Below are 14,985 nucleotides of genomic sequence, written 5' to 3' on the forward strand. Positions count from 1 at the left end.
GAGTTCTCCTCATTGCTTCACTCGATCGGGGTGTCCGGAAAAGATTCCGGCCGGCAATCCCCCGGACGCGGCCGGCGAGGCGCACAACGCAGGCACGACGACATGGTCGACGAGAGTCTCCAAGTAGCTGTCGTCACAGTCGAGTCCGTTCATTCGTCGCAACAGCACAACCGCGCCGACAACCTCTTCGTAGGCAAACGGATCGACTTCACAGGGCAGTTCACCGCGCCGTACGGCGGCATCGATGACGCTCGCGGGAAGCCGCGCGCCGGTCGGCCCGACGGTCCGTTCTATCTGATCGCAGAGGTCAGGATCCTCGATCCCGGCTTGCAGCAGCAACAGAGCGGTCTGACCGTCGGTGGATTGCATGGTGGTGAGCAACCGCCGGCACAGCGCCAGCAGATCACCGCGCAGACTGCCGGTGTCGATCTCATCGGCGTCGTCGCGCCGCGCCGGCATCGCCCTGAGCGCGGCACTGACCATGTCACGCTTGTTTTTCCAGCGCCGGTAAAGAGTGGCTTTGGAGGCGCCGGCGCGCCGGGCCACCTCTTCGAACGTCAGTGCGTCATAACCGACCTCGGTCAACAGCGTGTAGACCACCGACAGGATGTGCGCCTCCCGCGCAGCATCGCGCGGGCGGCCACCGGGACGCGACGATTCCTCGTCCGAGTTACGAAACGACACGTTCCGTATCATAAACAGAATGGGTCAACCCGGGCAATCCGGCCCGACTCTGAACACATCGGCAATAGTGTTCACCCCATGTCAGACTCCCCGCCCGTCGCCGCCGGCCCCCTGCGCGTCATCCAATGGACCACCGGCAATATCGGCCGTCGCTCACTGCTCGCCATCATCGGCCGCGATGACATGGAACTGGTGGGCGTCTACGCCCACGGTGCCGACAAGGTGGGAGTCGATGCCGCCGAACTCGCGAGCTGGCCGACCCTCACCGGCATCAAGGCCACCAATGACATCGGCGAACTGATCGCCCTGCGGCCCGACGCCTGCTGTTACAACCCCCTATGGCCCGATATCGACGAATTGGTGGCCCTGCTCGAGTCTGGCATCAACGTATGCTCCAGCGCCGCGTGGATCACCGGCGGCAAACAGAGCCCGCACGACCTCGAACGGATCAAAAAAGCTTGCACCACCGGCAATTCCACGATTTTCGGCAGTGGCGCACACCCTGGCATGACGAATATGGTCGGGATGGTGCTCTCCGGTTCCTGCGAACGCGTCGACGAGATCCGGATCACCGAATCGGTGGACTGCTCGACCTACGAGTCCGCCGAGACTCAGACCGCGATGGGCTTCTCGCAGGACCCCGACACCCCCGGCCTGGCCGAGAGCGTGCGCCGTGAAAGCGAGGTCTTCGCCGAGTCCGCCGCCATGATGGCCGACGCCATCGGCGCACAGCTGGACCGGATGACCTTCGACGTCACCTTCACCGCCGCGACCGGCGACTCGGACCTGGGTTTCATGACGATCCCCAAGGGCACCGTCGGCAGCGTCTACGGCTACCACCGCGGTTGGGTCGGTGACCGCAACGTGGTCAGCGTCGGCTTCAACTGGACCATGGGTGATCAGGTCACCCCACCCAAACCGCTGGAGCACGGCCATGTCATCCAGGTCTTCGGCATGCCCAACATGCGGACGGTGCTGCACTGTCTGCCGCCCAGGGACTGGACCGAACCCGGCTTCATGGGACTCGGGATGATCTACACCGCAATGCCGGTGACCAATGCGGTGCCCGCGGTAGTGGCGGCGGCTCCCGGTATCGCCACGCTCAAGGATCTGCCGCCGGTCACGGGCCGGTTCAATCCGCGAGGCTGACGCAGGCCCCGACCGCGCCACCCCCGACATGCACGGCGAGCACCGCGCCCATATCGGTGACGGTCAGCCCCTGCAATTGCGGTAACCGGTCGGTCAGTGCCGCACCCAACGCCGCGGCGGCATCGTGGTTGTCGACGTGATGCACGGCCACGGTCGCCGGCCGCTCCCCCACCGCCGCGGCGATCGCGTCGACCATCGCGGCGTGCGCCTTGGACGTGGTGCGCACCCGCTGCGCCAGCACCAGCCGGCCGTCGACGTCCAGATGCAAGAGGGGCTTCAGCGACAGGGCGGTACCCAACCACGATGCGCCCTTGCCGATCCGGCCGCTGCGCCGCAGATTGTCCAGACGGTCCACCACGATGAACACATATCCGCGCGAGATGGCCGCCCGCGCGGCGGCCTCCACCGCGTCGAGGTGGGCGCCATCGGCCGCCGCTCGGGCCGCGGCCTGTGCGACGTAGCCGACACCCATCGCCGCCGACCGCGAATTCACCACGCGCACAGCAGAACCGAACTCACGCGCCGCCGCAACGGCCGTGGAGAAGGTGCTCGACAATGCCGCGGACAGATGGACGGCGACGACACCGTCACCATCGCTGTCGGCCAGCGCCTGCCGGTAGGCCTGCGCCAGTTCCGCAGGGGAGGCACCGGATGTGGTCACGTGGTGACGTTCGTGGATATCGTTGGGGATCTGGTCGACGCCGTCGCAGAGGTCGCTGCCGTCGACAAGCACGTGCAGCGGCACCTGGCGGATCGACCATCTCGTCAGCACATCGGGTTCCAGTCGCGACGAGGAGTCGGTGACCACCTGAACGGTCATGGGAGGGCGCGGGTTTCGGGCTCGTATGCGCCGGCCTCGGCGAGTGCGGTGAGCATCGACTCGGCCACCGCGGCGTGTGCCTCGAAGTTCCAGTGAATACCGTCCGGGTTGCCCTGACCGCTCATCACGTACTCACCGACGGCGGCCTTGAGATCAACCACCGGCACCCGGTGCTGCGCGGCCCATCCGTTGATCGCCGCGACGGTGGCATCCCGCCAGCGGTGCGATTTGCCGTAGGTCTCTGCGATGTGCACCGAGGGCACCGTCGCCACCACCGGTATTCCCGGCCGGTTGAAGTCGATCGCCGAGCGTGTCTGCTCCAGGTATTCGACGCTCAGATGCGGGGGAAGCGCGGGGCGGGCCACCGGTGAGAGCCGCGGCTGCAGCCAGCCGTAGCCGTCGCGCGCCCAGCGCCGCAGCACCGGTGGGCGCACATAGCGGATCAGCTCCCGCAGTGCGGTCGGCAACGGTGACGGCAGCGAGTCCATCCCGCACGTCGCGAAGATCACCGCTCCCGCACGCGGCAGCGCCGCCCATGAACGCGGGTCCTGGGTGGCGGCCCACCACACGTCGCGGCAGGTCCAGCCGATCCTGCCGATCAGTTCGACATCCCAATCCAGCCGCTCGGCAACGATATTGGGCCATATTCGCGGGTCATCGGCGGGCAGCCCACCGGTCGGTCCGTAGTAGGACAGCGAATCGCAGAAGACCAGCAGGGTCCGGCGGGCGGGAGCGGAGCGACCCGGGGAATCGAGATTGCGGCCGGATTTCTCAGAGGACATCGTTGGCCACCTGCGCGGAGGCGTTCCAGACATCCAGGCGCCAGGTGAGTCTGCCATCGACGGGATGGCCCGACAGCTGTGCCCAGCTGGCGTTGCCCATCCCACCGAGCACCGGCCAGTGGTCCACCGGCAGGTCCAACAGCGCCCCGGTCAGCGCGGCGATCAGGCCACCGTGCGCCACCAGCACCACCGGCCGGTCGGAACCATCGGCGCCCCAGTCGGATTCGGCGACCAGCAGCTCGTCGACCAACGGCACGCTGCGGGCGGCGACATCAACCCTGCTCTCGCCGCCGTGCGGCGCCCACCGCGCATCGTCACGCCAGGCCAATCGGGCGCCGGGAGCACGCTCGTCAACCTCGATGTGGGTCAAACCCTGCCAATCCCCCAGATGGGTCTCCCGCAACCGCTGATCGACCCGCACCGGCACCCCGGCACGATCCCCCAGCGCGGTGGCGGTGTCCAACGCGCGCCGCAGATCCGAGGACACGATGGACACCGGTTGCCGCTTGGCGAGCACCTCGGCCGCCGCGGCGGCCTGATTGCGTCCGAGATCGGTCAGGTCGGTGTCGAGCTGACCCTGCATCCGGCTGCCGGCATTCCACTCGGTCTGCCCGTGGCGCAACAGAACAAGGCGACGCACCGTCACTGCGCGCCGCCCCGCGGCTCCCCGAGATCGACCGGGACCGTCGGACAGTCCCGCCACAGCCGCTCGAGGGCGTAGAACTCGCGCTCCTCGGTGTGCTGGACGTGCACCACGATGTCCACATAGTCCAACAGGGTCCAGCGGCCCTCGCGGGTGCCTTCGCGGCGGGCCGGCTTGTGCCCGGCCTCGCGCATCTTGTCCTCGATCTCGTCGACGATCGCGTTGACCTGCCGCTCGTTGGACGCCGAAGCGATCACAAAACAGTCGGTGATGACCAGCTGCTCGGAGACGTCGATCACGACGACATCGTCGGCGAGCTTGTCCGACGCGGCACGGGCCGCGATGCTGGCCATCTGTACTGCTTCTGCCGTTGCGGTCACGACCTGGCCTCCTCGGCGGTGGGTGTGTAGAGATTGCGTTTGGATACGTACTGGACGACCCCGTCGGGCACCAGGTACCAGATGGGCCGGGACTGCTGGGCGCGCAGCCGGCAGTCACTCGACGAAATCGCCAGGGCCGGGATCTCCACCAGCGACAGCGCGTCGTCGGGCAGTTCTTTCATCGCCGCGGCGATGTGCTCCCCGTCGAGTTCGTAGCCGGGCCTGCTCACCCCGACGAACCGGGCGAGAGAGAACAGCTCCTCCCAGTTCTGCCAGGACAGGATCGAGGCCAGCGCATCGGCACCGGTGATGAAGTACAGGTCGGTGTCGGGGTTGAGCGCCGCCAGATCGCGCAGCGTGTCCTTTGTGTAGGTGGGCCCGCCGCGGTCGATGTCGACGCGGCTGACCGAAAACCGTGGGTTGGCCGCGGTCGCGATCACCGTCATCAGATAACGGTCCTCGGGCGCGGTGACGGCACGGTCACGCTTCTGCCAGGGCCGGCCGGTGGGAACGAACACCACTTCGTCGAGGTCGAACTGATCGGCCACCTCGCTGGCGGCCACAAGGTGGCCGTGATGCACGGGATCGAACGTCCCGCCCATCACTCCCAACCTGCGTCGCGTGGCCACGAACAGGCAGCTTACGGGAGTGATCGTGGCGGCCCGAACATGGCGAGCGTGCGCGGACTCCGCCACCGGACCGGCGTGTCGGTGAGCAGACACGCACGCTCACCGAAAACGGGGGCAGATCAGACGGGGAGCAGGCCGTCGATCACCGAGGCCAATTGCTTGGCCGACCGGCACTCGTGCATCGGGATCAGGTCTTGGTAGCGGGGCACGGCCGAGTCGCCACTACCCCACAGGTGCTTGGGCTCCGGATTGAGCCAGTGCGCATGCCTGCTGGCGTTCACCATCCGGGTCAGCAGGTCGGTCTCGGGGTTGCGGTAGTTGTTGCGGGCGTCGCCGAGGATCAGCAACGACGACCGCGGCGAGAGCACATTCGGGAAGTTCTGGGTGAACGAGACGAAGGCATGCCCGTAATCGGAGTGCCCGTCGCGGGTGTAGACGCCGGCCTCCCTGGTGATGCGCTGCACCGCGACGGCAAGGTCGGCCTCCGGGCCGAACATGTGGGTGACCTCGTCGGTGGTGTCGATGAAGGCGAACACCCGCACCCGGGAGAACTGCTGGCGCAACGCCGACACCAGCATCAGGGTGAAGTGACTGAAACCGGCCACCGAACCGGACACGTCGCAGAGCACCACCAGCTCGGGCCGGGCCGGGTGCGGTTTCTTGAGCACGACGTCGATCGGCACCCCGCCGGTGGACATCGATTTGCGCAGCGTCTTGCGCAGGTCGATCTCACCGCTGCGCGAGCGACGGCGTTTGGCCGCCAGCCTGGTGGCCAGCGTGCGGGCCAGCGGCTGTACGGTCTTGCGCATCTGGCGCAGTTGATCGCCGGATGCCCGCAGGAACTCGACGTTCTCGGACAGTTGCGGCACCCCGTACATCTGCACATGGTCCCGGCCGAGCTGTTCGGCGGTACGGCGCTTGGTTTCGGCTTCCACCATTCGACGCAGCTGCGAGATACGTTGTGCCGCCATCGCCTTGGCGATCTCCTCCTGGGTGGGAGTCGGTTCCTCACCGTAGGGGGCCAACAGCCCGGCGAGCAGTCGCCCTTCCAGATCATCGAGGGCCATCGACTTGAGCGCCTGATACGACGAGTAGGACGGTCCACGACTGGAGTTGTACCGGCCGTAGGCCTCCACGATGCGGGCGATCATCGCCGTCAGCCGGTCGTCGAGGTTCTCCAGTTCGGCATCCGAGCCCAGCATGTCGACCAGCGCCTGCCGCATGCTCTCGATATCCGCCTCGGGCGGGCCGTTGCCGTCCTTGGCGTCGCTTGCGTCGGGGTCGGGATCGTCGATCACGGTGCGATCGCCCAGCGCCGCGGGCCACCACAGATCGAACAACGCGTCATAGGTGTCCCGGTGGTCCGGGCGGCGCAGCACCGCACACGCCAGACCCTCGCGCAGCGCGCCGCGGTCACCGAGACCGAGCACGTTCATCACCCGGCCGGCATCGACGGTCTCCGACGGCCCCACCGCAATACCGGATCCGCGCAGCGCCTCGACGAAATCCACCAGGTGGCCTGGGATTCCGTGTGGCGCCAACGGCTGTGGCGGGCGGGTGCGTCGGGACATCAGTTCAGCCTCAGCTCTCCCGCCGCCTTGATCTGGTCGGACTGGTTCTTCAGGATGACACCGAGCGTGGCGGCGATCATCTCGTCGTCGATGGTGTCCATGCCGAGCGCCAGCACGGTGCGGCCCCAGTCGATGGTCTCGGCCACCGAGGGCAGCTTCTTGAGCTGCATGCCGCGCAGCACACCGATGATGCGAACCAGTTCGGCCGCAATGGTTTCGGGCAGCTCCGGGACGCGTGAGAGCAGGATGCGCCGCTCCAACTCCGCGTCGGGGAAGTCGATGTGCAGGAACAGGCAGCGTCGCTTGAGCGCCTCGGAGAGTTCGCGGGTGGCGTTGGAGGTCAGCACCACCAGCGGGGCCCGCTCGGCCTTGATGGTGCCCAACTCGGGCACCGTGACCGCGAAATCGGAGAGCACCTCCAGCAGCAGACCCTCGATCTCGATATCAGCCTTGTCGGTCTCGTCGATCAGCAGCACGGTCGGATCGGTCCGCCGGATCGCGGTCAGCAGCGGTCTGCTCAGCAGGAATTCCTCACCGAAGACATCGGTCTTGGTCTGATCCCAGTCCCCGGCGGCGGTGCCGCCCGCGGTGCCCGCCTGGATCCGAAGGATCTGCTTGGCGTGGTTCCACTCGTAGAGCGCGCGGGATTCGTCGACACCCTCGTAGCACTGCAGCCGGACCAGTTCGCTGCCGGTGGTCTGCGCGATCGCGCGGGCCAGTTCGGTCTTGCCGACGCCGGCCGGCCCCTCCACCAGCAGCGGCTTGGCGAGCCGATCGGCAAGGAACACCGCTGTGGCAGTGGCCTTGTCGGGCAGGTATCCGGTCTCGGCGAGCCGCTTGGCGACATCGTCGATATCGGCGAACAGAGGCGCCGGGCGGGCGGGAACGCTCAACATGGTCTCATTTCTTCTCTGGTCCGTGCGGGTCAGGCCGGACGGGTCTGGCCGTCACCCCAGACGATCCATTTGGTCGAGGTCAGTTCGGACAGCCCCATCGGGCCGCGGGCGTGCAGTTTCTGGGTGGAGATACCGATCTCGGCGCCGAACCCGAACTGCTCACCGTCGGTGAACGCGGTCGAGGCGTTCACCATGACCGCGGCGGCATCGACCTGTCCGGTGAAACGTTGGGCGGCAGCCAGTTCGGTGGTGACGATGGCCTCGGTGTGTCCGGTGCCATAGGTGTTGACGTGGTCGATGGCACCATCCACACCGTCGACGATCTGCACGGCGATGTCCATCGACAGGAACTCCGCGCGCAGTTCCTCCTCGCTGGGGTCCAGGTGCACCGTCACCCCGGCGTCCTGCAGGGCCGTCACCAACCGGGGCAGCGCGGTATCGGCGACGGCGCGGTCCACCAGCAGGGTCTCGGCGGCATTGCAGACACTGGGCCGACGGGTCTTGGCGTTGAGCAGGATTCGCTCGGCGACGTCGAGATCGGCCGCCGCGTGCACGAACACATGGCAGTTTCCGACGCCGGTCTCGATGGTCGGCACGGTGGCGTCGCGGACCACGGCGTCGATCAGCCCGGCACCGCCGCGCGGAATCACCACGTCGACCAGACCGCGCGCCTGGATCAGGTGGGTGACGCTCGCGCGATCCGCACTCGGCAGGAGCGCGACGGCGTCGGCGGGCAGGCCTTCGGCGAGCAGGGCCTCGCGCAGCGCACCCACCAGTGCGGCGTTGGAGCGCGCCGCCGAGGAGCTACCGCGCAACAACACCGCATTACCGGACTTGAGGGTCAGACCGAAGGCGTCGACGGTGACGTTGGGCCGCCCCTCGTAGACGATGCCGACGACTCCCAGCGGTACCCGCTGCTGACGCAGCTGCAGCCCGTTGGGCAGGGTGCTGCCGCGCAACACCTCCCCGATGGGATCGGGCAGGCCGGCCACCTGTCGCAGGCCGGCGGCGATACCGTCGACCCGCTGCGGGTTGAGGGCGAGGCGGTCCAGCATGGCCTCGGCGGTCCCGGCGGCGCGGGCAGCCTCCAGGTCCTCGGCGTTGGCCGCCAGGATCACCTCGACCTGGGCCAGCACACTGTCGGCCGCCGCGTGCAGGGCGCGGTTCTTCTCGGCGGTACTCAGGGTGGCCAGGCGGCGCGACGCGGCGCGGGCCGCGGCGGCGGCATCGTGGACCTGCTGCTTGAGATCGAGGACCTGCGCGCTCATTGAGCCAGCGTATCGAGCATCGGCCGAGATGGAGCGGTGGGGGTTACGGTGAGCTCATGACCCGGGTGTGCGTGGTGGGCAGCGTGAACATGGATCTCGTCTTCACCGTCGACACCCTCCCCGGACCCGGTGCCACCGTCCTCGCCTCTGCGCTGGCGCACGCGCCGGGCGGCAAGGGCGGAAATCAGGCGGTCGCGGCGGCCCGCGCCGGCGCGACGGTGAGCTTCGTCGGCGCGGTCGGCGAGGACGCGGCGGCCACCGATCTGCTGGCACATCTGCAGCGCAACGGGGTCGACACCACCGGCGTGGTCCACCTGCCGATGCCCAGTGGGACGGCAGGCATCATTGTCGACGCCGGTGCGGAGAACATGATCGTCGTCGCTCCTGGCGCCAACGCGCGTCTGACGATGGATTCGGCGCGGGTCCGCGAGCTCGTGGCAGGCTGCGAGGTCCTGCTGGTGCAGCTGGAGATTCCGCCGGAGACAGCGCTGGCGGCCGCCAGGGTGGCCAAGGGCGGCGGCGCGACGGTGCTGCTGAACGCCTCGCCCTCGGGTGCCGACCCGGACCTGCTTGCCGGCCTCGCCGAGGTGACCGATGTCGTGATCGTCAATGAAACCGAAGCGCGGCAATGGAACTGGCCAGTCCCGAATCTGGTGACCACGCTGGGCTCGCGGGGTGCGGCACTGCGCACCGAGGCGGGCGAGATCCACGTGCCGGCCCCGGCGGTGGAGCCGGTGGACACCACCGGCGCGGGCGATGTGTTCGCCGGCGTGCTGGCCACCGCATGGCCGGACGGCCCAGAACGTGCGTTGCGGTGGGCGTGCGCGGCGGGCGCACTGGCCACGACGGTGGCCGGCGCGGGTGATTGCGCCCCCACCGCCGAGGCCATCGGGGACGCGCTCGACTGACCGCTGCCCGATACCGCGGTCTGTCAGTCCTGCGGGATGTCACGTTCGATGGCGGTCAGCCAGATCCGCGCCGACATGTCCGACGGCGCCCGCCAATCCCCACGCGGGGACAGCGCACCGCCCGCCGAGACCTTCGGCCCGTTCGGCAGTGCCGAGCGCTTGAACTGGGAGAACGAATAGAACCGTTGGGCGAACACGGTCAACCAGCGCCGGATCTCACCGAGGGAGTACTCGGGGCGTTTGTCCAGCGGATAGCCCAGCGGCCAATGTCCCCGTTCGGCGTCATGCCAGGCATGCCAGGCCAGGAACGCCACCTTGGCGGGGCCGAATCCGTAGCGCAGCACCTGGAACAGTGAGAAGTCCTGCAGCACATAGGGACCGACCTTGGCCTCGCTGCTCTGGACCACTTCGTCCTCGCCCGCCGGCACCAGTTCGGGGGTGATCTCGGTGTCCAGCACCGACTGCAGCACCTCCCCCACGGAGTCGTCGAACTCCCCGGAGGAGATGACCCAGCGGATCAGATGCTGGATCAGGGTCTTGGGCACCCCGCCGTTGACGTTGTAATGCGACATCTGGTCACCGACACCATAGGTCGACCACCCCAGGGCGAGTTCGGACAGATCGCCGGTACCGAGCACGATGCCGCCGCGCTGGTTGGCCAGCCGGAACAGATAGTCGGTGCGCAGACCGGCTTGCACGTTCTCGAAGGTGACGTCATAGACCTTCTCCCCGCGGCCGAAGGGGTGGTCCATCTCGGTGAGCATCAGCTGGGCGGTATCGCGGATGTCGATCTCGGCGAAGGTCACCCCGAGCGCTTCGCTGAGCGCGATGGCATTGCCCTTGGTCCGGTCGCCGGTGGCGAAGCCCGGCATGGTGAAGGCGAGGATATCGCTGCGCGGACGGCCCTGCGTGTCCATCGCGCGGGCGGCGACGATCAGTGCGTGGGTGGAATCCAGCCCGCCCGACACCCCGATGACGACCTTCGGGTAGTTCAACGCGCGCAGTCGCTGCTCCAACCCGGACACCTGGATGTTGTAGGCCTCGTAGCAATCCTGTTGCAGCCGTGCGGCATCCGAGGGAACGAACGGGAAGCGCTCCACCCGCCGAAGCAGGCCGATGTCACCGGTCGGCGGGTCGAGGGTGAACTCGATGCGGCGGAAGTCCGCACCGCCGCGGCGGGCTTCGTGTTGTGCGTTGTCGTCGAAGCTGCCCATCCGCAACCGTTCGGCCCGCAACAGCGACACGTCGACGTCGGCGGTACTGCGGCGCTCCCCCTTGGGGAAGCGCTCCGACTCGGCGAGCAGCACGCCGTTCTCGTAGATCATCGTCTGCCCGTCCCAGGCCAGGTCGGTGGTGGACTCCCCCTCGCCCGCGGCGGCGTAGACGTAGGCTGCCAAGCACCGCGAGGATGCCGATCTGGCGAGCAGTTTGCGGTCATCGGCGCGGCCGATGGTGATGGGGCTGCCCGACAGGTTGGTCAGCACGGTCGCCCCGGCCAGCGCGGCGCGCGCGCTCGGGGGCACCGGCACCCACATGTCCTCGCAGATCTCGACGTGTAGGACGAAATCGGGCAGATCCGCCGCCTGGAACAGCAGGTCCGGCCCGAACGACACGATGGCACCGTTCATCCGGATCAGACCGCCGAGTCCGTCGCCGGGAGCCAGCTGACGTTTTTCGTAGAACTCCCGGTAGTTGGGCAGATAGGACTTGGGTACCACACCCAGCACGGCACCACGATGGATGACGACAGCGCAGTTGTACACCCGGTTGCGGTGGCGCAGTGGTGCACCGATCACCAGCACCGGCAGCAGGTCCACGGAGGCGGCGACGACGGTGGCCAGGGCCTCTTCGACGGCATCGAGCAGGGTGTCCTGCAGCAGGATGTCCTCGATCGAGTAGCCGCACAGCGTCAGCTCCGGGAACACCGCCAACCCGACGCCGTCGTCGTGGCACTCACCGGCAAGCCGCAGTACCGATTCGGCGTTGGCGGCGGGATCGGCGAGCGTGGTGTGGTGCGTGCAGGCAGCCACCCGGACGAACCCGTGCCGGTAGGCGGAGTAGAAGTCCACCGGGTCATTCTGGCATTGTCGGCAAACCCGGAGTTCACATCGTGGGCTGCGTGCGCCAGTCGGCTATGACGCCGGCGAGACCGTCGGCCAAAACCGGTAGTTGCGGCACCAGCACCACACAGCTGATGAACTGCAGTGTGCGCGCGGTGTCCATCAGGTGTTGGACCGCCGGGTTGGTCCTGCGCAGACCGAGTGCCTCGGCCGCCTCGTCGTACTCGGCGACGGCCTCGGGCCCGAGCATGGCCAGATCCCACTCGACCGGACCACGACAGACATCCTCGAAATCCGCGAACTTCACTCCGGTGGTGGTGCGGATGACGTTGTGCGAAGGTCCATCTCCCTGGAGCGTCTGGACTCCGACATCGGGGTGGCGGGCGGCGAAGGCGTCGGCGCTGCCCAACACCGCCGACAACTCGGCGAACTGGCCCCGGGCACGTTCGATGTCGTTGCTGCTCAAGAAGTCCGAAGGCTCCAACCGGTCGAACATATCGGGCGCCGCCTTGGTGAAGGGCACCAGAAAGGGCAGCGGCGCAGGATAACCGGCGAGCCCGGCATGCAATTCGGCACTCTTGGCGATCGGCACACCGGCATAGGGCTGATGATCGGGTGCGACGTCGGCGAGTTCCCAGAATGTCATCCCGAACCCACCGCAACGCACCGGGACGCGGGCCACCAACGGGCTGGGCGCCACCACCGGCACACCGTGGGCATCGAGCCAGGCCACGACGTCGAGTTCGCGTTGTTGGCGCGCCGTCTGCAGCGCCGGGGTATACCCGGGCGGCAACACCACCGGGATGCGGGCCACCACCGGGGCCGGCTCCAGGTGCACCACGACCGAGAAGACGTCGTGCAGGATGGTGGCGCGCTCGACCTCCAGCCCCGCCGCGCGGCCGGCCTCCAGCGCGGCGCCGGCGGCGCGGCGGGTGCGCTCGGCGAGCTGGTCGGCGGTGAGCGGGCGCCCCGGTCGCGGGGCTGATGCTGCCGTCATGGGTCCACCCTGCCACGGCGGCCTATCCTCGAATTCATGGAAGCGCCGGAATTGGTCGCCGCCCTGGCGGGGCGTCGGATTGCGGTGCTCACCGGGGCAGGCATGTCGACCGATTCGGGGATCCCCGACTACCGCGGGCCGGACTCCCCGCCGAGCAACCCGATGACCATCGCCCAGTTCCGCTCGGACGCGGTCTTCCGGCAGCGCTACTGGGCACGCAACCACATCGGGTGGCGGCACATGGACCGGACCCAGCCCAATGCAGGCCACCGCGCGCTGGCCGCGCTGGAGGCGGCGGGAGTGCTGACGGGGCTGATCACCCAGAATGTGGACCTGCTGCACACCAAGGCGGGCAGCCGCACCGTGGTCGACCTGCACGGCACCTATCAGCAGGTGATCTGCTTGCAGTGCGGATCGACGATGAGCCGGGCGGAGCTGGCCGATGAATTGGAGGCGCTGAATCCGGGTTTCGCCGACCGCGCCGAACAGGTCGGGGGCATCGCGGTGGCGCCCGACGCCGACGCGGTGGTCAGCGACACAGCGAGCTTCCGGTACCTGGACTGTCCACGCTGTGGCGGCATGCTCAAACCGGATATCGTCTACTTCGGCGAAAGCGTGCCCAAAGAGCGTGTTGCACAAGCTTTCTCGTTGGTCGATGCCGCCGACGCGCTACTGGTGGCGGGTTCGTCGCTGACGGTGTTCTCCGGTTACCGCTTCGTGCGGCACGCGGCGTCCGCCCAGCTGCCGATCGTGATCATCAACCGGGGGCCGACCCGCGGTGACGATCTGGCCACCGTGAAGGTCGACGGAGGCTGCTCGGAGCTGCTGGTACTGCTGGCCGGTGAGCTGCCGCTGACGATGACGGCGCGCTGAGGATCACCCCCAGCGCGCCGTCGCCGCTAGAAACTACAGGGCAGCGAGCGGACCGCGTGCACGAAGTTGCCTGCGACATAGGACGGTTCGCCGACCTCTAGATCGGGAATCTGGCGCAGCAGTTCGCCGAAGATGGCCCGCAGCTGCGCCCTGGCGACATGGGCGCCGAGGCAGAAGTGCCGCCCGCCGCCGCCGAATCCGACGTGCGGGTTGGGATGCCGACCGAGATCGAGCCGGTGCGGATCGGCGAACACCTCGCTGTCCCAGTTCGCCGAGGAGTAGAACATGACGACCTTGTCGCCGGCGGTGATGGTGCGCCCGCCCAGTTCGTAATCGCTGGCAGCGGTCCGCCGGAAGGTCATCACCGGACTGGCCCATCGCACGAACTCCTCGACCGCGGTGCCGATGCGGTCGTCGAAATCGGCCATCAGCCAGGCCCGCTGTTCGGGGTTGTGGGTCAGCGCCGTCATCGCATGGCTGGTGGTCTGACGGGTGGTGTCGTTGCCGGCGACAGCCAGCAACACGAAGAACGCCGCGACCTCCTGATCGGTCAGGCGCGAGCCCTCCACTTCGGCGTGGACCAAGGCGCTGAACAGGTCATCGCCCGGGTTCTCCCGCCGCTCGGCGGCCAGCGCGAGCGCCACCTGGTGCAGATACATCTGGTTGGCCACCAGGACCTCCAGCGGGTTGCGGCCCGCCAGATACTCCGGATCCCCCCAGGAGACGAGCGCATCGGCCGCCGCGGCGACCTGGTGGCGCTCGGACTCGGGGATGCCGACCATGTCCGACAGGGTGCGGATCGGCAATTCCTTGGCGCACAGGTCCACGAAGTCCGCACCGCTGCCCGCGGCGCGCAGCTCGGAGACGATATCGGCGGCGTTGGCCTTGATGGAGTCCTCGATGCGGCGCACCTGACGCGGCGTGAACGCCGAATGGACCACCTTGCGGATCTGGGTGTGCCGCGGCGGATCCATCGCCAGGAAGGACTGTGAGGCCTCCAACAGCTCCTGGGGCACGTTCTCGAACAGCACTCCCTGCCCGGACAGGAACACCTCGCTGTTGCGGCTGACCTCGACGACGTCGGCATGCCGGGTCACCGCCCAGTACCCGCGGTCTGCCGGATCGGGCATCAGCGAATCCTCGACCGGCGGATGCCAGCTCACCGGGCGGTGCGCGCGCAGTTCGGCGAACGCGATCTCGCGGTCGGCCGCCGTGGTGGCCCAGAACGCCCGGGAGGAGAGGTCGATGGGGTCGAAAGCGCGCTCAGTCGTTGTGATCGGTGACACAGTCATGACGGCGACAATAGGTCTAGACAAACTGTCTAG

General features: G+C 68.0%; 15 protein-coding genes. 3 read left to right on the forward strand and 12 right to left on the reverse strand.

Going from position 1 to position 14,985, the window contains the following annotated elements:
• Positions 1–9: 9 nt before the first annotated feature.
• Positions 10–684 (reverse strand): TetR/AcrR family transcriptional regulator, encoded by a 675-nt coding sequence (locus G154_RS01195; RefSeq protein WP_234713138.1) that lies wholly within the window; start codon positions 682–684, stop codon positions 10–12.
• Positions 685–762: 78 nt separating this feature from the next.
• Here G154_RS01195 and G154_RS01200 point away from each other — a divergent pair, with 78 nt between their 5' ends.
• Positions 763–1,833 carry a dihydrodipicolinate reductase gene (locus G154_RS01200; RefSeq protein WP_019510646.1) on the forward strand — a complete coding sequence of 357 codons (1,071 nt, stop codon included), beginning with the start codon at positions 763–765 and terminating at the stop codon, positions 1,831–1,833.
• On the opposite strand, the gene G154_RS01205 is transcribed toward G154_RS01200, so the two are convergent.
• The 8 genes from G154_RS01205 to G154_RS01240 form a co-directional block, all read right to left on the reverse strand.
• Positions 1,817–2,653, reverse strand: a complete 837-nt coding sequence (locus G154_RS01205) for a DegV family protein (protein ID WP_019510645.1) — start codon at positions 2,651–2,653, stop codon at positions 1,817–1,819. The genes G154_RS01200 and G154_RS01205 overlap by 17 nt on opposite strands.
• The gene (gene octT / locus G154_RS01210) at positions 2,650–3,435 is read right to left on the reverse strand and encodes a diglucosylglycerate octanoyltransferase (RefSeq protein ID WP_019510644.1); all 786 of its coding nucleotides are present in this window, start codon (positions 3,433–3,435) and stop codon (positions 2,650–2,652) included. Before octT ends, G154_RS01205 begins: the two co-directional genes overlap by 4 nt.
• Complete coding sequence (gene gpgP, locus G154_RS01215; protein WP_019510643.1) at positions 3,425–4,081, reverse strand: glucosyl-3-phosphoglycerate phosphatase; 657 nt, start codon at positions 4,079–4,081, stop codon at positions 3,425–3,427. Before gpgP ends, octT begins: the two co-directional genes overlap by 11 nt.
• Positions 4,078–4,458, reverse strand: a complete 381-nt coding sequence (rsfS, locus tag G154_RS01220) for a ribosome silencing factor (RefSeq protein WP_023986038.1) — start codon at positions 4,456–4,458, stop codon at positions 4,078–4,080. Before rsfS ends, gpgP begins: the two co-directional genes overlap by 4 nt.
• Positions 4,455–5,069, reverse strand: a complete 615-nt coding sequence (gene nadD / locus G154_RS01225; protein WP_286140599.1) for a nicotinate-nucleotide adenylyltransferase — start codon at positions 5,067–5,069, stop codon at positions 4,455–4,457. Before nadD ends, rsfS begins: the two co-directional genes overlap by 4 nt.
• Positions 5,070–5,206: 137 nt before the next feature.
• Positions 5,207–6,661, reverse strand: a complete 1,455-nt coding sequence (locus G154_RS01230) for a VWA domain-containing protein (RefSeq protein WP_023986039.1) — start codon at positions 6,659–6,661, stop codon at positions 5,207–5,209.
• Positions 6,658–7,551, reverse strand: a complete 894-nt coding sequence (locus tag G154_RS01235; protein ID WP_023986040.1) for a MoxR family ATPase — start codon at positions 7,549–7,551, stop codon at positions 6,658–6,660. Before G154_RS01235 ends, G154_RS01230 begins: the two co-directional genes overlap by 4 nt.
• A gap of 32 nt (positions 7,552–7,583) precedes the next feature.
• Positions 7,584–8,822: a glutamate-5-semialdehyde dehydrogenase gene (locus tag G154_RS01240; RefSeq protein ID WP_019510638.1), complete on the reverse strand. Its 1,239-nt coding sequence runs from the start codon at positions 8,820–8,822 to the stop codon at positions 7,584–7,586.
• A 56-nt stretch (positions 8,823–8,878) separates the two neighbouring features.
• Between G154_RS01240 and G154_RS01245 the strand changes: the two genes are divergently transcribed.
• Positions 8,879–9,730, forward strand: a complete 852-nt coding sequence (locus G154_RS01245) for a ribokinase (protein WP_019510637.1) — start codon at positions 8,879–8,881, stop codon at positions 9,728–9,730.
• Positions 9,731–9,753: 23 nt separating this feature from the next.
• Here the strand turns inward: G154_RS01245 and G154_RS01250 are convergent, their stop codons facing one another.
• Positions 9,754–11,799 (reverse strand): NAD(+) synthase, encoded by a 2,046-nt coding sequence (locus G154_RS01250; protein ID WP_019510636.1) that lies wholly within the window; start codon positions 11,797–11,799, stop codon positions 9,754–9,756.
• 34 nt (positions 11,800–11,833) lie between these two features.
• Positions 11,834–12,787 (reverse strand): phosphotransferase, encoded by a 954-nt coding sequence (locus G154_RS01255; RefSeq protein ID WP_023986041.1) that lies wholly within the window; start codon positions 12,785–12,787, stop codon positions 11,834–11,836.
• 36 nt (positions 12,788–12,823) lie between these two features.
• On the opposite strand from G154_RS01255, the gene G154_RS01260 reads away from it, so the two are divergent.
• A complete protein-coding gene (locus G154_RS01260; protein WP_019513243.1) occupies positions 12,824–13,660 on the forward strand; it encodes an NAD-dependent protein deacetylase in 837 nt (278 codons plus the stop codon).
• A gap of 26 nt (positions 13,661–13,686) precedes the next feature.
• Here G154_RS01260 and G154_RS01265 read toward each other — a convergent pair whose 3' ends face one another.
• A complete protein-coding gene (locus G154_RS01265) occupies positions 13,687–14,952 on the reverse strand; it encodes a cytochrome P450 (RefSeq protein ID WP_019513242.1) in 1,266 nt (421 codons plus the stop codon).
• Positions 14,953–14,985 lie beyond the last annotated feature (33 nt).

Source organism: Mycobacterium sp. VKM Ac-1816D, assembly GCF_000416385.1.
Classification (GTDB): domain Bacteria; phylum Actinomycetota; class Actinomycetes; order Mycobacteriales; family Mycobacteriaceae; genus Mycobacterium; species Mycobacterium neoaurum_A.